The sequence below is a fragment of the Planctopirus limnophila DSM 3776 genome, from assembly GCF_000092105.1.
Taxonomy (GTDB): Bacteria; Planctomycetota; Planctomycetia; order Planctomycetales; family Planctomycetaceae; genus Planctopirus; species Planctopirus limnophila.
In genome coordinates this window covers 31715-51005 of the sequence record NC_014148.1, presented here as the reverse complement: position 1 = coordinate 51005, position 19291 = coordinate 31715, and the positions used below count along the sequence as shown (strand labels likewise).

General features: G+C 53.5%; 13 protein-coding genes. 3 read left to right on the top strand and 10 right to left on the bottom strand.

Features of this window, described 5'->3' with window-relative positions; genetic code table 11:
* Nucleotides 1-130 precede the first annotated feature (130 nt).
* Entirely contained in the window at nt 131-1441 is a 1311-nt protein-coding gene (locus PLIM_RS00200) for a Gfo/Idh/MocA family protein (protein WP_013108321.1), read from the top strand.
* Nucleotides 1442-1731: 290 nt separating this feature from the next.
* On the opposite strand, the gene dnaN is transcribed toward PLIM_RS00200, so the two are convergent.
* From dnaN to PLIM_RS00150, 10 genes are all read right to left on the bottom strand, one after another.
* Entirely contained in the window at nt 1732-2865 is a 1134-nt protein-coding gene (gene dnaN, locus PLIM_RS00195; protein ID WP_013108320.1) for a DNA polymerase III subunit beta, read from the bottom strand.
* Between the two features lie 187 nt (nt 2866-3052).
* Nucleotides 3053-3955 (bottom strand): N-formylglutamate amidohydrolase, encoded by a 903-nt coding sequence (locus tag PLIM_RS00190; RefSeq protein ID WP_148226925.1) that lies wholly within the window; start codon nt 3953-3955, stop codon nt 3053-3055.
* A gap of 256 nt (nt 3956-4211) precedes the next feature.
* A complete protein-coding gene (locus PLIM_RS00185) occupies nt 4212-5045 on the bottom strand; it encodes a BPL-N domain-containing protein (RefSeq protein WP_013108318.1) in 834 nt (277 codons plus the stop codon).
* Between the two features lie 47 nt (nt 5046-5092).
* Nucleotides 5093-6064 carry a DUF1559 domain-containing protein gene (locus tag PLIM_RS00180; protein ID WP_013108317.1) on the bottom strand — a complete coding sequence of 324 codons (972 nt, stop codon included), beginning with the start codon at nt 6062-6064 and terminating at the stop codon, nt 5093-5095.
* Nucleotides 6065-6152: 88 nt separating this feature from the next.
* Nucleotides 6153-7124: a DUF1559 domain-containing protein gene (locus tag PLIM_RS00175; protein WP_013108316.1), complete on the bottom strand. Its 972-nt coding sequence runs from the start codon at nt 7122-7124 to the stop codon at nt 6153-6155.
* Nucleotides 7125-7817: 693 nt separating this feature from the next.
* Complete coding sequence (locus tag PLIM_RS00170; protein WP_013108314.1) at nt 7818-8531, bottom strand: zinc ribbon domain-containing protein; 714 nt, start codon at nt 8529-8531, stop codon at nt 7818-7820.
* Nucleotides 8532-8836: 305 nt separating this feature from the next.
* Complete coding sequence (locus tag PLIM_RS00165; protein WP_013108313.1) at nt 8837-12442, bottom strand: PVC-type heme-binding CxxCH protein; 3606 nt, start codon at nt 12440-12442, stop codon at nt 8837-8839.
* A gap of 239 nt (nt 12443-12681) precedes the next feature.
* Nucleotides 12682-14127 (bottom strand): hypothetical protein, encoded by a 1446-nt coding sequence (locus PLIM_RS00160; RefSeq protein WP_013108312.1) that lies wholly within the window; start codon nt 14125-14127, stop codon nt 12682-12684.
* 94 nt (nt 14128-14221) lie between these two features.
* Nucleotides 14222-15217 (bottom strand): DUF1559 family PulG-like putative transporter, encoded by a 996-nt coding sequence (locus tag PLIM_RS00155; protein ID WP_013108311.1) that lies wholly within the window; start codon nt 15215-15217, stop codon nt 14222-14224.
* Nucleotides 15218-15343: 126 nt separating this feature from the next.
* Entirely contained in the window at nt 15344-16675 is a 1332-nt protein-coding gene (locus PLIM_RS00150; protein WP_230849363.1) for a cytochrome-c peroxidase, read from the bottom strand.
* Nucleotides 16676-17585: 910 nt separating this feature from the next.
* On the opposite strand from PLIM_RS00150, the gene hisS reads away from it, so the two are divergent.
* Both hisS and PLIM_RS00135 read left to right on the top strand, forming a co-directional pair.
* Nucleotides 17586-18911, top strand: coding sequence for a histidine--tRNA ligase (gene hisS, locus PLIM_RS00140; RefSeq protein WP_041402515.1), 1326 nt, complete (start codon nt 17586-17588; stop codon nt 18909-18911).
* A 12-nt stretch (nt 18912-18923) separates the two neighbouring features.
* Nucleotides 18924-19286: a translation initiation factor gene (locus PLIM_RS00135; RefSeq protein ID WP_013108308.1), complete on the top strand. Its 363-nt coding sequence runs from the start codon at nt 18924-18926 to the stop codon at nt 19284-19286.
* Nucleotides 19287-19291: the final 5 nt, after the last annotated feature.

Sequence of the window (19291 nt, the reverse complement as noted above, 5' to 3'; positions counted from 1 at the left end):
TGCAAAGCATGATCGACTATTGATATGTTTTATCGCTGAAGATCAATGGCGGGTCGGCACCCCTATTGAGAGCATGCTCACTCATGACAGCGAAGTTTTGAATCACGAAACGACCTCCGGAGAGTTAACTATGGATCAATTGAATGGATCACGTCGGGAGTTCCTCGCGACGACCGGTATGGTGGCAGGGGCGGCCCTGGCTGCACAGGCGGGCTTGGCCACAAGTGCCTATGCTCAAGGTGATGACGTGATCCGCATTGGCCTGGTGGGCTCTGGTGGACGCGGAACAGGTGCAGCACGCGATGCTCTCTCGACCGATCACAACGTCAAGCTGGTCGCTGTGGGCGATGTGTTCGAAGATCGCGCCAATCGGGCCGTGGGAAGTATCAAGGGCGGACTGGGCGACAAGGGAAGCAAAGTCGATGTTGCTCCCGACAAGGTCTTCTTCGGCTTCGATGCCTTCAAGAAAGTGATTGATAGCGGTGTCGATCTCGTGATTCTGGCAACTCCTCCAGGCTTCCGCCCTCAGCAGTTCGAATACGCCATTAATGCCGGCAAGCATGTTTTCATGGAAAAACCAGTCGCGACCGACGCTCCCGGCGTCCGTCAGGTGCTGGCCGCCAGCAAGCTGGCCAAAGAAAAGAACCTTAAGGTGGGCTGTGGTCTCCAGAGACATCATGACATTGGCTATATCGAAACCATCAACCGCATCAAGGATGGCCAGATTGGCGATGTGATTGCCATGCGGGCCTACTGGAACAATGCCGGCGTGTGGGAACCACCGCTCAAGCGCGAAAACGCCAAGAGCGAAATGGAATACCAGATGCGTAACTGGTACTACTACAACTGGCTGTGCGGTGACCACATCGTCGAGCAGCACATTCACAATCTCGACGTCTGTAACTGGGTGAAGGGTGATTACCCAGTCCGTGCCAATGGGATGGGTGGCCGACAGGTTCGTGTCGATAAGCGATATGGCGAAATCTACGACCATCACTGCGTCGAATTCGAATACAAGGATGGTTCCCGCACTTATTCCCAGTGCCGCCATATTCCGAACACCTGGAATCAGGTCTCTGAATTTGTGCATGGCTCGAAGGGAACTTCAAATCCTTCCGGTTCGATTACAGCCGCCGGGAACGATTGGCGTTATCGCGGGCCGCGCCCCAATCCTTACGTGGTCGAGCACGACGACTTGCTCAAGGCCATTAAGGGTGGTGTTGCCTACAACGAAGCCGATAACGGCGCTTTCAGCACGATGACATCGATCCTGGGCCGCATGGCGACATACTCAGGGAAAGTCATTGAGTGGAACGATGCCCTCAACTCACAGATCAGTCTCTTCCCCAAGGAACTGAGCTGGGATGCCGACATGCCTGTGAAGCCCGATAGCGAAGGCAATTATCCCATTGCCACGCCAGGTGTGACCAAAGTGGTCTAACTCCGATATCGGATTTCCTCCTGGTGGTGAAGTTTCCGCCGGGTGAAAAATGTAAGGTCAGGGGTGATGGAGACTTTCCATGACCCCTGACCTTTTTGTTGAACTCATGAATCCTGCGGGCTGAGCCAAGTCCAAAAAACAATGCGCGGCGGGTGGCTGGGGTTGAGTCTTCGAACCCCCAGCGATTTTCGGCACGATCTGGGGATTCGCGAAGACGCTTGGGCCCAGCGCACCCCATACCAAGGAGCGTAGACGAATACTGGAATCCGTATGAAAACAGACGCGAACAATCAACTGTCGCGGCTGAGTGGCATGATTACATAGGTGTAATCGTCATCCGTGGTGAACACGCCAGGGCTTTCATCATTGATCAGCTTCAGATGGACAGTGGACGAACCCTCCAGCACACGCAGGAAATCTCCCACGAACCGAGGGTCAAAGCGAATCGTCAGTTCGCTCCCCTGATAGCCGATGGGCAATTCGATTTTCGATTGTCCAATGTCGGCGGCTTTACTGGCAAGTCTCAATGTCCCTTCAGCAAACGTAAAGTCGACGCCCCGGCTCTCTTCGTTGGTCACCACCTGTGACTGTCTCACGGCTGACAGGAAGGTCGATGCGACCAGGTCAATTTCCGCCTCATAGCGGGCGGGGATCACCTTGCGATAATCCGGGAATCGCCCTTGCACAAGCTGCGTGGTAATAGATGCACGACCAGCCCGAATGGAAATATCATTGGTATGAATCGCGAGGCAGACATTGGTCGCTTCATCACCCAGTGACTTCTCAATAAGTGACATCGCTTTTGAAGGAACCACGGGCTGCTGGCTGCCACTGACAGGTTGACCTTCCACAGAACATGCCCCGACAGCCACAGCCAACCGGCGGCTGTCTGTCGCAGCCATACGAACCTGATCCGCAGTAATCTCGACGAGCACACCACCTAAAGCATACCGCGTGCTCTCAGCATCAGTAGCAAAAAGCGTTCGCTTGATCAGCCGGCGAAAGACATCGGCAGGGACGACAAAATAATCTTCTTCGACGAATTCAGGTGCTGTCGGGAAGTCGGCTGGATCTTCGGCCGAAAGGCGAAACTCACTGCCACCACAACGCAGCCAGACAGCATCGCCATTGACTTCCAGCGAGACAGTATCGTCTGTCAGTTCCCGCAAAATCGACGTTAATCGCTGTGTGGGCAACAGGGCACTGCCACCCACTTTGCATTCCACATCTGTCAAATCAAAGCGAATACTCGTACCGTCACCATCTGTCCCTGTCAGTTGGGCCGAAGAGGTCGCTCCCGGCCCGGAAGCGACGGCATCCAGCTTGACGTTCTTCAGAATTTCTCGCGGCGTCCGGGAAGGAACCACAGCACCCACCACCGTGAACGCTGCAGACAGCACAGCACGTGGACAAACCAGTTGCATTGAACTTAACTCTCGACTTGGGAATATGTTTTTTGAATCGACAGTCCAAAAACTGTCTTACAACAGCCAGAATTGGCCCTATTCCGCAAGTGTACCTTGTCTGCAGGTCAAATGTCGGGTCGTCCTGCGAAAAAATCATCAGGTGAGATTCGCAGGCGAATTCGGCATTCGCTCGACGAGTGCCGAGCTATCGACCCGCTGGAGAGGTTCCCCCCGCAGCCGCCTGACGCTGCTCAGAGACACCGTAGTGCTCTTTCAGAAAAGGGCTGAGCCCTTTGACGAAATCTTTCGCAGTCTGTGGCAAAGCGGCAACAGAACGCAGATCCGCGCCAAACTCCATCTGAATGCAGTCGATACCACCAGGATTCTGGCTGCCATGCGCCACAACAATCTCACCCCCATTGTACTCGACTTCCTGATTGGGAGCGGCTGTCGAGGGAGGAACCACCCGTAATCCTGCGTCTTCCATGACTTTCGAATACAACGAAGCGGCATCCTTGCCCACCCGGCGGTTCAAAGCACTGATTGTCAGACCATTGCGGGTGCCCCGATAGACGGCTCCCTTCTCCTTGCTCTGACCATGCACATCAATCAAAAGCCCTGAGCCGTGCTTTTCCAGAATCGACTTTTTGAATTGCTCAATCGCACCATGGTACTCATCGTAAACCACCTGAGCCTCGGGAGATTCATAGGCGTAGTCGGCCTCGCGATTGGCATCAAGATACTTGCGTGAGACTCGCAGGATCACCAGATAAGGCCGCTGGCCAAATTCCGCTTCCAATTGATTGGCAATCGCTTCGGCCAATTCACTGGAACGGACATCGCGCACCGTCTGGAACCTGCTTCCCCCGCTTTTCCGATCTCGCGGCAACGAACCGGGTAAATCGAGTTCACCTCCATGCGGTGCCGACAAAATGACAGGCAATGTTCCCTTTTGAATCGTCACAAACTCAACTTTTTTAGGTTTTGTCGTCGCTGGCTTTTTAGAAACGGCTGGCTGATTCGATGCCGTCTGAGCTCTGGCAGCAGGAACAAATACTCCCATCGCCAAAACGAACAGAGTCGAAACCATGAATGATGAACGTAGCATACAACAACGACCCTGATTGATCATGAGCTGGCCTAGAAAGACGTTCGCGAAAAATTGAGAGCGAACTCGATGCAGTCACAAGCCAGATGAAGCACAATGATTCCGTGAAATCCCTGAGATCATCTGGTTACGATGACCTGACGTTTATTAATGTGAGCCGCTGGTTGATGAAACCAGCGGCTCACAAGTACTTATTCAATATCAAGCCTGATTCAGCAGCGGATCGAATCCGTTGCGAAAATCATGGCTATCGCAGTTAATCGACTTTCGTTGTCGAATCGGCACTTAACTTTTGTGGAGAGGCGACAGGAGCCGGTAGCTCATCAATCCCTGCTGCCCAGCGCACACCGGCTTTGATGAGATGGTGAGGACCATTCTTACCTTCGGGATGACAGCTGTAACAGATGACCCGTCCATTTCCGTAATTGACTTTGGCAATCGCACTGGTACCCACCATGACACCGGAGGGAGCACCCTTTTTCGCGATCTCTGTGGCGTAGAGTGCTAATGGTTCATATGGAGGGAGTTCTTTGGTACTTCCAGGGCTGAGCAGCGGACCCTGGCCATAATAGACACCCACAAGATCGCTGGATTCACCCAGCAACGTCTTGCCTGTTTCTTTCATCTCCAGTTCGACAGGGCCTGTGCCGCGAGCCCAGTGGGCCTTGTCGACCACCTTGGCATTCATTAAGCCGAGTGACCAGGAGTAGTCGGATGTCGCCAGGTAAGCACCAGCGCAGATACCAACATAGCCACCCCCATTTTTCACGAACTCCTTGATCTTCCCACAGCCAGCTTCTTCCAGCTTTTTCGACTGCGCACTGGCGCTCCCGCCAGGGATGATCAGCACATCTGTCTTGGTGAGGATATCGGTATCGCGGATCTCTTCCGGGCTGACACGCACACACTTAAAGCCATTTTCCTCAGTCAGAAACTTCATCAGATTTTTCGGCCCGTTAGCCGATCCATCCGAGTGATCATAGATTGACACTCGGATCGGCTCAGCAGCCTGAGCCACCGAGAGCGTCAAGCTGGATGCGGCAATACTGAATGCGACAAAGAGACAAAAGCTCGAAAACCTCATCAACATGCAAAGGACTTTCTATAAAACTGGCTATGGAATATATCTAGGCATCATCAATCCAGGCTGACAGTCAGACCATCTGCCATTCCGGAAATGCGATCGGCAATATCCAGATCAAGATTCTCGCTCAGGAAACGCACCGATCCATCGGCCATGGCAAAATGAGCCCCACCTGTATGGAAACTGCTGAAAGCGTTTCCACCGTTGGGAGAGTTAATCCGACGATTGACAGCGCCAGTGTTCGCGGGGATACAGTAGCCACAGAGCGAAAGTGCTGTATTGACGTTCGAGGTATTGTCTGACGACAAGCCCATCCAGGTGCCACCGTTAAAATTGACTGGTAATCCGGCGGAGTCGACGCGGAAAGATCCCAGTGCAATTTCACCAATCATGACAGTATTGGTGGTGCCATCTGTAATATTCTTGAATTGTGTCGAGGAGTTCGCACCGAAGATACCACGATTTCGACCAATCCAGCTCCCGCGAACGAGTGCATCGGAACCTTCGACGGTATTGTCGAAGGCGGGGCCAAAAACACCCAGGTAGTTCGATGTCGCGTAGTCTCCACGATTCGGATTCAATCGAGCACCCACATCACTCGGGCAGCGATAGGCAGCAATTGGTTGCTGGCCCAGAACCTTGATGGGCGTTCCCGCCACACCCTGAAAAGTGACAGTCGCAGTACCGTTCAAGCGATTCGCACCGACATTCAGCAGGTTATAGAGCGGGGCCTGGTCAATCTGAGGTAAAATCATCGTCTGCCAACCCCAACCGGGGCTTCCCGAGGTTGGTGTGGTGGTCGTATTCACAAATGGCCAACCGCGATAAAAACCAGCAGGAAAGCACTGGTACTGGTCATGATAGTTATGCAGTGCCAATCCCATTTGCTTGAGATTGTTCCGGCATTGCGTTCGCCGGGCCGATTCGCGCGCCTGTTGAACTGCGGGCAACAGGAGTGCAATCAGTACTGCAATAATGGCGATGACAACGAGCAGCTCAATCAGCGTAAATCCACGACGTTTCATAAAGCCCAATCACTCCTGTAAAAAACTGAGATCGCAAGATAGACATGTATAACGAATAGTGCGGTCAACATTAGGCCGATATCGTGCGTTAATACTCTCCCACGACCTCAGCAGCCTGAGCAGATAAGAGCCTGGCCATGACCGTGATGCTAATGTTCTCAGAGTTGAATCGCACACTGCCATCACCCATCAGGAAGTGAGCACCACCTGTATGGAAGCTGTAATATTCTTCATGATTGGTGCAGTTGATCGCGCATCGACCAAAATTGGTTGTGCTACTGATATTCCTGGCTCCAGTCCCAGCTGTTGACCCAGCCATGCGGACACCCTGACGATAATCAGCCCAGCCACCACCACCATCGGAAGTATTAAGCATGCCCGTTCCGGGAATCACTGCTCCAGAAGGAACACCACTATTGTATCGCAGTGGTACCCCTCCACGCTCACCCACGAAAATTGTGTTCGAGAGTCCATCAATAATGTCTCGGATACGGCAGATCTTGAAATTGTCTTCAAAAGGACCATCAGGATTGTTCACTGTCTGGGCATCGACCAGACCACTGGCCAGCGTCAGGTTAGTACTGACGCCACCATTCTCGGCATAGTCGGTCGTGGATCGCTGCAAGGTACTGTAAGTCACTGAGTCAACCGTAAAGGTCGAAGTATCCACATTCGGCGTCGGATCGGAGGGACAAGTAAAGATAGTTAATGGAGTGCGGATCGCGGGTTCGTTCACTGGGAAATACCAGTGCTGACGGAAGTCGTAAGTGTTGAAAAGGGCGGCTTGATCGATGAACGGCAACAGTCGCACTGGCATACCATGTCGCTTGGCATCGGGATTTGCGGTTAATCCCGTGGTGCGAGTCGGGTAACAACCATAAGTGCTCTCGTAGTTGTGCAGTGCGAGGCCGATTTGCTTGAGATTACTGCGGCACTGTGTCCTCCGGGCGGCTTCTCGTGCCTGCTGGACTGCTGGCAACAATAAAGCGATCAATACGGCAATGATCGCAATCACCACAAGCAGCTCAATCAAAGTGAAGCCGCGACGACGAGGGAACATATTCTGACTTTCTCTAATGACGAGGCAAAGACGGATGTACGAAAACAAGGTGGGCGGCTGACCAGAACTCGCAGGCGAACCCAAATCTCCTGCAAAAATCCAAAGCCGTGAGCTGCCGGGGACATAAGGTAAGTTTGCTGCCCAACCAGTGGGCGAAATCTGCTCCTGCACTAGGCAGTCCTGAACAGGTCGTAACTGATCAATCTGCGTGAAAACAGGCTTTCTCGAACCAGTTTAAAGAGCAACGAATCGAGAACTCATCATGAATTCACGAGTCTTTCACACGGGTTGACTTGAACGAAGGGCACCTCACCCGCGTTGACTTCATCAACAAACTCAAGAGAGGCACTGCGCTATGTTCACAGAAATGCAAGGAGCGTGCCGTTGGGAAAGAATAGCTCCGACGTCGGATCACGGACGCTGTCCAGAGACGGTCGTAGAGATCAACGGCAGGGGTGAACAGCAACCTGAACCCGGATTTCTCGACGCCCCGCTCTGATCAGATTTTATTTGCAAGCATAACAGTTGAAGTTTTCGAGATAAGTTCAAGTCTCGCCATGAATTGGAAACTGCAACCTGCACCACAAGGCGACAGCCGGGCCATGGAATGTGCAAGTCCACATGAGATAGGCGATCGAAGACAGCCTGTATCCGGATGGCGAGAAGAGAGGTTTGAAGTGCAGGCGAAGAGAATTACTCGTCTGCCTCAGCATCGAGATAAATGAGTCGTCCGCAGGAGCGGCAGAACATGGGCTTCCCTGCACGCAGTTCCATGAAGAGCTGCTGTGTCAGCTGCAGATAGCAGGCACTGCAGGAACGATTCTCAACGGGTGCCAAAGCATCCGCACCATGGGCCTGAATCTGTCGTCGGTAATCCGGGATAATATTCGCCGGCAGGCAACCTTCAGCACTGGCCAGTTGCTGAACCAGTGTCGCTTTTCTCGCTTCGAGGCCAGGTTTCTCAGCGGCGTACTCGGCTTCATACCGCACCAGTTCGGCCTGAGCAGCAGCGACTTCTTTCTCACGCTCAGCAATTTCAAGCTGACATTTATCGATCTGCTCAAGCGTTTCGAAAATTTCATCTTCAAGCACACTTTTGGACATCTCATCAGCAGCGATCTGCCCCTTGATAATGTCGTACTCGCGGTTTGAAGCCGCCGTATTCTGCTTGGCCCGATATTCGGCAATCCGGGCTTCCTGGGTCTTGAGCTGCAGATTCTTCTGATCAGCCAGCAAACGGGCTTGCTTCAGGCGATCTCTGGCAGCTTCATGATCGGCTTGCCGCTTCTGAATCAACTGTTTCTTGGCGAGAGTCTGCTTCGGGCCACGGTCAATCAAGGCCTGCACATCACGCAATGCCAGATGAATCGTGTGAAGTCCCTTAAGCTGCATGCCTGACGAATCCATACTCTCTCCTCCCAGACCATCACTTACCCATGGCTCTCAAGATATCCCGGCAGCCGCAGGCAATGTGGACTCTCTCTGTATGGATCTGATAGTACACGACTTCAGGAGCAGCAGAAAGTCAGTCCGCTCAAGTGACCTGTTTCCACAGGCATGCGCGAGCAGGCTAGACTGCGGAAGTGAGTTGAGCAGGCATGCCCCATCGACTGCAAGATAAAGCCTCAATCGTCGCACGAAACAACGCTTTGGCTGTCATCGCCCATCCCCCACCCAGGTGAGAGATGGGCTGGCCATGCTTGAAATGGAATTCAATTTCCACTTTTCTTGAGAGTCTGCAGATACTCAACGAGATCGACAAGTTCCTGGGCCGTCATCAGTTTCTGAAGATCGGCGGGCATGAGCGAAATCTTCTGCTTCGTCAATTCCTCAATGTCCGATCGTTTGACCGTCTTGATCAATCCGTCAGCACTCTTCAGAGCCACCTCCTGATCGGTCTGATTGACCAGCAGGCCAATCACACTGGTACCATCAGAGAGTTCCGCCACAAAGCTTTCGTAGTTGTGGCTGATCCCCGCACTGGGATAAAGAATCGATTCGAACATCGCCTCGCGGCTCAGCTTCGAGCCAATCTCAGTGAGTGCCGGGCCGACATCTTTGCCCTCAGAACCGACCTGGTGGCATTTCGCACAAGTCCCCACACCAAAGTAAATCTCTCGACCCTTGGTGATGTTACCTTTGTTCTTAATCAACTGTGCCAGAGGTGGCAAAGGACTGTCATTACGGGATGGTGGCGGCGGGAAGATGGCATCCACCTGCGATTTGAGTTTCGGATGATTGGCCGCCTGCACGGCAAAACCAGCAATCGCCAGCGAATCTCCCTGCAGCTTCTGTTCTTTCGCCAGATTGATGAGTTGTTCAGCTCCCTGCTGAGATTTGGCCAAACCACGAATCGCTTCCATACGGACTTCGTTAGGCTGCTTGTCATCGAGGGCCAGCTTGCGGAGGAGCTTGATCGCTTCACCACCACCAGCATTGCCAATCGCCCGCAGAATTGCGGCTCCACTGAAATCACCCGGTGCTTTCGAAACGAGAGCTGCTTCGATGAGTACTCCCTGATTCTTCGCGACCAGCACACGAGCTGCATCGACACCCAGCTGGCTATCGGCCTGGGCCTTCGCAAGTGCCAGCAGTCCAGGATATTCGGCCTGCATGTTGAAGCGATCCACCAGCGTAATATAGGCAGGTGTCCCGCGCGTTGTTTCAAGCACACGGGCCAGTGCAGCTTTGCGAGCAGGATTGCTTTCGGGATCAAACGATTTCAGTCTTCCCAGTGCTTCCGCCAGGATCAGCTTGTCGCGTCCATCAGGCATCGGCTGTGTCGCAAAAGCGAGTTGTGTAATCGCCTCATCCTTCGCGGGAGAAGTGAGGAAGTCAAACGCACGGAAGTAACGCGGCAGTTCCTCAGCGGGTGTCTTTGGATCAGAGATGATCTTCGCCAGCAGTTCCGGCGTTTGTGCAGCTCTTGATCGCCAGATGATATCCCTGCCTGCCAGCGTTTCTGCGGCGTTGGGATGAGCCTTGAGATAGGCACCCAGACAGGCATCCCAATCCCCTTCGGCACCAATGCCCAGGGCTTCCAGATACCAGCGATCGCTCCCCTGATACTGGTTGGCCAACTGAGCCCATAGTTCGGCCTTCTGGGGAATGACATGTACGCCCTTCCCGTGGACATCATCGGCTGAGGCGTGGGAGGTCGCCAGCGCGACCAGGCATTCGCGAAGAACCGCTGCGTTGGGATCGCTGACCAGCTGGCCGATCGCTTGTGTCAGTACCGTCGTGTTCTTCGAACCCGCGACCGGGCTGTAGACCTGACGGATAAGCCGCAGAGCCGCGATGCGGATGTCGGCATCGCTGTCCTTGAGAGCCTTCTGCAAGACGGCGGGATTCTTTTTCAAGAGCCCCAGGGCTCGTCCCCTCAGGCGAGGTTCTTTGGATGTTTCAAACAGTGCCAAGAGCGCGGGTTCGGCTTTGGCACCCATCTTTTCCAGCACGAGATAGGCCTGCGACCGGGCTGACAGATTGGGGCTGGCCAGTTGGGCAATAGCACCTTCAACCGTGCTGAAATCAGGCTTGGGGAATTTGTAAGGAGCACCCGGCGGAGCCACCCGGAACAAACGACCTTTTTCCACATCGCCGGCGCGGTGTCCACCAACGCCCGGATCATACCAGTCAGCAATAATCAATGATCCATCGGGAGCCACGCAGACATCGCTGGGACGGAACCACTGGTCCCGTTTGCCTTCGAGAATATTGACCATTTCCGCCGAGTAGCCGGCCCCGTCAGGTTTCGTCACATAAGCACGCACAATATTCGGGCCGGCATCACAATGGATGATCTGATTGCGAAAAATCGCAGGGAGCAGTTTGCCTTCATAAACTAGAATTCCAGTCGGTGAACCCGCACCTGTCTGTAGCAGATTGGGCATGACGCCCGGATCATTCAGGTGCCAGTGGCGAAGGGGGATCTCTGTTTCCAGATTAGTGCGTGGCTGTTGCCAGCCGGCACCTGTGAATTCGTCCTTGTAGCCGTAGTTGCCAAACTCCATCACGTAGTTAATGCGCACGCCACGGTTGCCATCATCATCGTTATCGGATTGCCACATCGAACCAAAGGAATCGACGCAGACTTCCCAATTGTTGCGGAAGTTCCAGCCCAGAGTCTCCACATGGGAACCATCCAGATCACATCGGAAGACCATCCCCTCCTGATAAGGCTTCCGATGATCGTGGACTTCACGCCCACTCAGATCAACCACGACCTTGCCATCCTTGTCTTTCAGACGGCGGCCTGAGTTACCGAAGTTAAAATAGAGCTTTCCGTCGGGGCCGAGAACAAACGCATGGATGCCGTGATCGTGCTGCTTGCCTTCGATCCCGGTGAACAGAATCTCTTTGGAACCAGGATCGGCCTTAAGATCGTGATTGCGGTCATAGAGTGAGAAAACGGTATCGCCGGCTGAGATAATGACTCGATCACCCAGCACACAAATCCCGTGAGCCGAATCGACATCGTTCCCCTGATAAAAGACGGTCGATTTGTCGGCAACGCCATCGCCATTCGTGTCTTCGAGAATGAGAATGCGGTCACCTTCGGGACGCTCGCCGTTGTGGTGGCGGTAGTTCACCACTTCGCAGACCCAGACGCGGCCCTGCGGATCGATGTCGATGTTGGTCGGGTTGAGCATCATCGGCTCACCGGCAAAGAGCGTCGCTTCGAGCCCTTCACCGGCATCCAGCTGATCCACCGCTTTGGCCAGTTCTCGGCTCCCGGCACTTCCGCCAGTTGCTTGAGTCGCTTTAGGTGATGGAGCCTGCGTGTAGACAGCGAACTTCACGGTGCTGCCACAGCCTTGATTGGCACCACCATCATCAATGGCACCCCGGGCCTGGAAGCGTGTTGTTCCTTCAGGAAGCTTGTAGGCAATCAGCGAGTTGGCGTGCGTACCAATGCCAAAGGAAGGCTGCACACCTGCAACCATGAGAGCATCACCGCCGCAACTGTGGTTGAGTTGAACCTGCCCGTAGCCCGATTCCGCGCGACTCCACTTGAGATCCGTCAGCTTGACCTGACCTTGCGAAGTGGTGAGGGTTGGTTCAATCCAGTCGGCCCAATCGCAACCAAAGCCATCACCGGCATCACTGACAACCAGGTAAAGTTCTTTCGCGCCATTCAAGGGAACATCAATGGCGACACTGTGGCCCTTCGTCTCAGCAGAGACAATCGGGCTTTCGTAAATGGGCTTGGGATCAGCAGCAAAGACCAGGCCCGCCATGAGCACAGCCGGCGTCAAGACAAGTGGTGTCACACAACGATAGCTGGCAAGAGTGTGAGCGATATGCCGAAAGGAGAACATCAGGGAGCCTCGCACAAAACGCAGGAATGAGATCGTTTCAGCAATCTACCTGAGAACGCATCAAAATGCACGAGTGTTTTGATGGGGTGAGCGATTGAAAACTGAACGAGATTAGTCTTGTTGTCCAAGAAAGAATGAGTGAATAGCTGAGGGTTCAACTCCCCAGCTATTCAACACCGTTGTGAAAGGGAGCCATGGGACGGATGACGACCATTTTTCCGTGGCCCCCACCACGATGGCTAGAGCCCGTTGGTGGTTTTCTTATATTCGAACTCGGCGAGTGGGAGAGTTTTGGCTCCTACAGCCAGGCGTTCTTTCAGACGGGCAGTCACCACAGACATTTCGGTCTCCGCCAGCCGGAAGCGATGGAGCCGGTCGGATGTGGTTTTTCCCCCAGCATAAGACGAAAGCGAACGGATCCCGCCAGGTGCCTGCTTCCCTGAGTTTTCAAGTCGATGACAGAGCGTGCATTGAGCAGCAAAGGTGGTGTGCTTGGATGTGCCGTACTCGGGAAAGAGTGCCTGCTCGTTACCACTGACAAACCGATAGGTCGGTTGACCAGCCTGTTGTGTTCCGGAGCGGGATAGGTAGTAGAGCCAGATGGTCGAACCATCCCGGGACGTGGTCTCCAGGGGATCAATCTGATCCTGCGGAGCATGCACGACACGGAAGCGGATTTCGTCAATGACAGGTGTCGCAACGGCCTGCAGATCAGGAGTAATGCCGATCAGCGACAGAATCATCGCCGTCTGCACCTGTCGATCGGGTTGCCAGTCACGTGTGGTTCCCGAAGTCGCCCACGCCTTAAGGAAGGCTTCGGTATCAGCACTGGTTCCAGCGGGATCAAGGGCTTTCATATAAATTCGCGAAGCACGCAGCGAGTGAGGGGCCACAAAGAGCTTACTTGAGCGGCGAGCGAGCTGTTGCCAGCCATCCTGTTCAGCCAGAATCTCATCAGAACTGAACCAGGGCGTCTGATAGCCCACCATTTTCGAACCAGCGAACTGGGCTTTAGCCCGTTCGTAGCCATCGGGTAAGGAGTTGAGCGTTTGAGCCGGTTGTGCAAGATCGGTAATGAGGCGGGCCAGTTCCAAAAGAACTTCGGGGGGAGTTCCTTCGGTTTGTTCCAGACGCCACCAGACACTCAGCAGATCCCACTGCAACGAGAGCTGCATCAGGGGTGCGGGCTTACGTTGAGGATTGGCCAGTGCCGTACGAAGCTCGGTTGCAAGGAGCTGCAGTTTTCCAGTGTTGTCATTGTTCCATTTAAGCAGTGGCGAGACTCGTACATCCCCGTCAAAGATCCGCTCGTCAGCAGAAGTCCCTTCACGTTTGCCGAAGTACCAAGGTCGCTTCGGATCAACCACCACCTCGGTTCCCGCGGGAGCAGGAACAACCGTCCCGATTTCGACAGGAACGAGTTTGTCTGTGAAAAGCAGATGCGTCAGAGCCGGGAAAGGATCCTGGAGATTTGCACCCTCTGACAGTCGTGAAGTCTTGTTGGCGATGGATGCCGTGTTACCTGCAGCCTCAAGTTTGTTCGTTGACGAGGGGCTGTCAACGGCAAACACATAAACCGAGGGGAGCACCAACATCGCTACAAATGACAGCAGGCTCAAGATTCTGGTGCCGGGGAATGTACGCTGCCTGGAAGGGCGGAATAGAAAACCGACAGATACAGACATGATGCAATTTTTCCGTGAGTATTGTGCAGGCGAAATTCTGGTGTCAGATGCGACTTTCCATTCGACATGAATCGAGCAACGAATGCGTCGAGCATCAGAATTCACCAAGCACTTCGTAACCTTCAATGGTAATCAAACCAGCCACGATATCGTTGCTGACATTCTCACTGAGAGAACGAACCGATCCATCGACCATCAGAATGTTTGCGCTTCCTTCATGAAAGCTGTAGATCTGGAAGTTGTTGGTGCAGTTCACCATGCATGGACCTCGAGTGTCTGTTCCATCCGACAGTGAGCCGCGCAATGCTCCCAGATTGGCTTCAGCCCAGGAGGAAATCGTAACACAATTGGCGTTTCCAACCGTCGTTGTGGCTGTGAGCATGGACTGATCGCAGTTACCAACCATGTTTCCGAGGCGGTAAATGTGAGAACGACCGGCCGATTCACAGACCATCATGGTGTTCGATGTGCCGTCAATGACATCCTTGATTTTACGACCTGGCGTACCCGGCCTGCTCGAAAACAGGAAAACTCCATCGGTATTCGTCGGGCGAGGTGTCGCCACGAATCCGTTGGTGTACTGAGTTGTCGAAATCGAAGAAACACCCATGTAATCGCTGGATGCTGCGCCCCATCCAGCGGCACCTGTGACAAATCGAAAATTCCGCCGGGTATCACCGGGAACACTTGGACAAACATGAAACGAAAGAGGCGTTTCAACGGCTGTGCGATTCACCGCGTTGTTATTTCGCTGGCGAAAATCGTAGATCCCGGAAAGTGGCGATTGATCCATATAGGGCAGGATCTGTGCACCCCATCCATGGAAAACACTGACACCATCGATGGTGCCACTGATCGTTGAAGGAAAAGCATCATAAGCCGAATGATGATTATGCAGACCTAAACCCAGTTGATGCAGATTGTTTTTGCATTGAGTGCGTCGGGATGCTTCTCTGGCCTGTTGGACTGCGGGGAGCAACAAGGCAATCAGAACCGCAATGATGGTGATCACAACCAGCAGTTCGATCAGCGTAAATGCGGATCGCAAAGAATGACGATGAGCAGCGTGAGGGCGTAATGGAGAGAGCATAGCCTGAAGTCCTGAAGAAAATGACGAGACAAAAGGATTGAGTCGAACGCGAAACGATTTATAGGAAAGCCCAAGGATCCAGTCCTCAGGTTCTCTGAGTGAGAGTACGTGTGAGACCGCCGCGTCTTACGAACTTTCATCCGCAGGTCGGCTGGCAGCTTTTTGATTGGTCAGCTCCCTCTGGGAATCAGACGCTGGAAGTTCTGGTGGTCGAATACGAATACGAGGTTCGGCCAGCGCTTCCAGAAAACTGGCCAGATCCTGAAGATCCTGGCTGTTCAAACCCAAAGGTTTCAGCAATGGGCTTTTGACTGGAAGAGGCTTAGTGCCGGAGTATTGACTGGATCGTGGTGTTTTGGAGTTGTCGTTGGCATGAGGGGTTCTGGGCATGCCGGCGTTGTACAGTGTCAGCAGTTCATCCAGTTCAAAGAGGCCGGAATGCATGTAAGGGCCAGTGGCGGTGACATTACGCAGTGACGGCGTCCGAAACAGGCCCGAATCCTGAGCAGCTCCGGTCACGTTGTAACGACCCAGATCTTCGCGTTTGTTGCCGTAATGACTGATATTCAGGCCATGCAGCTGACCATCGGAAAACGTCGGGCCATGGTGGCAATTGATACAGCGGGCTTCGCGCCGAAACAGATCGAGCCCCACAAGTGCAGAATCAGAAAGTGCCTGGCTTTGTCCATTCAGGAATCGATCGAAAGGACTGCGTCCCCCCAGAAGAGTGGTTTCGAACGCAGCAATCGCTTGCGAAACTCGATCCAGAGAAACCGATTCGCTCCCAAATGCTTCCTGAAAGAGAACGCGATACTCAGAGATATTGCCGAGCGTCGCGATCAGGTCAGCTTCTGTCGCTCCCATTTCTTTAGGGTTCAAAAGGACCTGTCTGGCCTGATCCTCCAGATTCCGGGCTCGACTATCCCAGAATAATGCAGGTTGTAACGAAGCATTGAGGATGCTGGGAGTATTGCGTGCCAGAATGGTTCGCCCCAGTCCGAAGGCCGACATGCGACCGTCAGCCCATCCCAGATCGGGATCGTGGCAGGAGGCGCAAGCCATTTCCTTCGTCCGTGAAAGTCGAGGGTCAAAAAAGAGCACTCGACCCAGTTGAATCTTCGCGGGCGATGTCGGTGCCAGTGCCGAGACTGGTGGAGCTTCGATTGTCCCGAGTTCACGCCATTTGACTCCGGCATCAACAGCAGGGGCAGGCCAGTTCGAAGTGGGAAGTTCATACTCTTTGCGTAGCCGCTGAATGTGCTGAGAGCGTTCCTCGATAGAACGAACGGCCCTGGCTTTCGGCTTAAGCGCTACAGATGGCGAAGCGGTTGTCTCGGGCTCACGATTCGTAGCGTTTACCTCACAAGTGGATGCAGTCTCCTGAGCCGATAACGATGCACCAGACCCTTGAACGATGAACAATACCAGCATCAGGAGAATGGCGACCTTTAGAATCAAATCTCGGAGAACCTCGCAAAGTTTTCGAAACCTCTTGAGCGGCAAATGGGTTTCAAAAATGTGCCATGCCCTGGTCACAGTGCCAGTGAGGTCATGATACGGTGTGAAAAGCGCGCCAGTCTTAAACTGACCGTCTCGTGTATAAAGACGTGGGGCAACTGCTGTCAAAGAAACTGTACGTTCCGAGTGAACATTGCCTGAGCAGACGCTTGGAAATACGAGACGGATCGGCATCAACAGACCTCGATTGATCATGGCCAGGTCGCAATACGACCGGCCTTGAGAATTGCTGAGTCATCGGGTGTCGAGCGCGTGCGTCTATCTTTCAATTCTGAAAGGTGTCGTCAATCCTTGGGAATCGAGTCTCCACTGAAATTATTGAATCGACACATCGTCTCAATAGCATCGAATTGAGAGTTCAAACGCAGTCTCAATATCTGCACAAATCCGAGCCTTTGTTTGCACAAAAGTCTACTACTGTTTCAATGCATAGTGACGATTTGATGACCTGATGCGCGAACATCCTCCTGATCGGTTGACTGGCTTTGCTGTTGTATCCAAGGAAAGAGTCTTAACGACTCTCTCAGGCACCGGCCAAAGGATGAAATCAGCCATACAGGCTGCCATGCCCGAACATGTCAGCAAGTTTGAAGTGAAAGCGTTCGACAGCGACTGACATGCCATGCTTTGCCGAGCTTGGTATAACAATCGGTTCGCGGGAATTGCTGTTGTCTCAGATCGGATTGGGCAAAGTTGTGAACCTGTGCTCAGGCTTGGCCTCTACTCGGTTCACAAAGGTCTCAACCCTCCGTGGGAAGTTGCCTGAGATTTTGTGCAGCCCCCTGTCGCTGACAGCAATTTTTGAATATTTGAACCTGTTGACTGCCTGAAAAGTGGATTTATGTCTGAGTTGATTACACCGCGTGTCCTGGGTGGATTTCGTGACTATCTGCCGGATGCCATGATGGCTCGTGAGCGGCTGATGGAGACGGCCCGCCGGGTTTATCGCAGCTATGGCTTCAGTCCGATCGATACCCCTGTGCTCGAATACAGCGAGATTCTGCTGGGCAAAGGTGGCGATGAATCGGATAAGCAGCTCTTTCGCTTCCGCGATAACGGCGACCGCGATGTGGCCATGCGGTTTGATTTAACCGTCCCCCTGGCACGGTTCTCTGCGATGCATGCGGGTGAGTTGGGGTTGCCCTTCAAGCGATATCATATCGCTCCCGTCTGGCGTGGCGAAAAGCCGCAGAAGGGACGCTATCGCGAGTTTGTCCAATGTGATTTCGACACGATTGGCACCCTCTCGAATGCGGCTGATATCGAAACGTTGATGGTGATTTATGATCTCCTCAGTGCGATTGGCTTTACTCAAAATGGTCAGCCACAGTTCGGTATTCGTGTCAATAACCGACTGATTCTCAATGGTGTTTTAGAGCAGTTGGGTGTCGCGGAGAAATCAGTGGGTGTGCTGAGAGCGATCGATAAGCTCCCCAAAGTCGGTCGGGAAGCCGTGTTGGCCGAGATGGTTGAAAAGGTCTCCCTTTCCAGTGATCAGGCTGCGCAGGTCCTGGATCTGCTTTCCAGCGAAGCCGATCTCGATCAACTGGAAAAACTGCTGGCGTCAAATGCCAAAGCCAGTGAAGGGGTCGCCCGGCTCAAAGAGTTGCTTTCAGCAGCCAAAGAAGCGGGAATTCCCGCCAGTGCCGTGACGATTGATCTCTCGATTGCCCGTGGTCTGGATTATTACACCGGCACCATTTACGAGACCTTTCTGACAGCCCTTCCCACCATCGGAAGTGTCTGTTCGGGTGGTCGATACGATAATCTCGCCGGGCTCTTTACGAAGGAACAATTGCCCGGGATTGGTGCCAGCCTGGGCCTGGATCGATTGCTGGCTGCCATGGAAGAACTGGGCATGATCGGGCATGCCACAACACCTGCAGTGGTCTTCGTGCCCCAGTTCGATGAATCGAAGCTGGGGGCCTATATGCATCTGGCCCGCCGCCTGCGTGCGGCAGGTATCGCGACTGAGGTTTATCCCGAAGCGAAGAAGCTGGGCAAGCAATTGCAGTATGCCGATCGGAAGGGCTTCCGACTGGCAGTCATTGCAGGGAGCGATGAATTCGCGAAGGGCGAATGGCAAGTCAAAGATCTGCAGTCGGGCAGTAAAGAAATGATTGCCGATGCGGTTCTGGAAACCCGTTTACTCGAGATTCTGGCTGCTGGAAAGTGAGTGTGACCTGCCATGACTCGTCTCTTTGCCGGAACGGCATTTGACAGGCCACCGACATGTGAGGTGTGTCAGAAGCTGGAAGACGAGTGCGCTTGCCCGCCGGTCGTCAAAGCTCCCACCTGGGCCGACCCTAAGACTCAAACGGTGAAACTGTTTGAAGAAAAGCGCAAAGGGAATCGATTTGTGACGATCGTGCGCGGTCTCAAGCGAGAGACAACAGACTTTGCTGCATTGCTGACAGGTCTGAAATCGACGTGTGGAGCTGGTGGATCGATTGAGGAAGACGATCTCATCATTCAGGGGCAGCAGCTACAGCGAATCACCGATCAGCTCAAGACCTTGGGCTATCGAATTGCCGGTGGAAAGTCGAAGTGATCTGA

Excerpts from the sequence above, each read along its gene's own strand:
- PLIM_RS00200 (WP_013108321.1), top strand. The coding sequence starts at position 131 with ATGGATCAATTGAATGGATCACGTCGGGAGTTCCTCGCGACGACCGGT.
- dnaN (WP_013108320.1), bottom strand. The coding sequence starts at position 2,865 with ATGCAACTGGTTTGTCCACGTGCTGTGCTGTCTGCAGCGTTCACGGTG.
- PLIM_RS00190 (WP_148226925.1), bottom strand. The coding sequence starts at position 3,955 with ATGCTACGTTCATCATTCATGGTTTCGACTCTGTTCGTTTTGGCGATG.
- PLIM_RS00185 (WP_013108318.1), bottom strand. The coding sequence starts at position 5,045 with ATGTTGATGAGGTTTTCGAGCTTTTGTCTCTTTGTCGCATTCAGTATT.
- PLIM_RS00180 (WP_013108317.1), bottom strand. The coding sequence starts at position 6,064 with ATGAAACGTCGTGGATTTACGCTGATTGAGCTGCTCGTTGTCATCGCC.
- PLIM_RS00175 (WP_013108316.1), bottom strand. The coding sequence starts at position 7,124 with ATGTTCCCTCGTCGTCGCGGCTTCACTTTGATTGAGCTGCTTGTGGTG.
- PLIM_RS00170 (WP_013108314.1), bottom strand. The coding sequence starts at position 8,531 with ATGGATTCGTCAGGCATGCAGCTTAAGGGACTTCACACGATTCATCTG.
- PLIM_RS00165 (WP_013108313.1), bottom strand. The coding sequence starts at position 12,442 with ATGTTCTCCTTTCGGCATATCGCTCACACTCTTGCCAGCTATCGTTGT.
- PLIM_RS00160 (WP_013108312.1), bottom strand. The coding sequence starts at position 14,127 with ATGTCTGTATCTGTCGGTTTTCTATTCCGCCCTTCCAGGCAGCGTACA.
- PLIM_RS00155 (WP_013108311.1), bottom strand. The coding sequence starts at position 15,217 with ATGCTCTCTCCATTACGCCCTCACGCTGCTCATCGTCATTCTTTGCGA.
- PLIM_RS00135 (WP_013108308.1), top strand. The coding sequence starts at position 18,924 with ATGACTCGTCTCTTTGCCGGAACGGCATTTGACAGGCCACCGACATGT.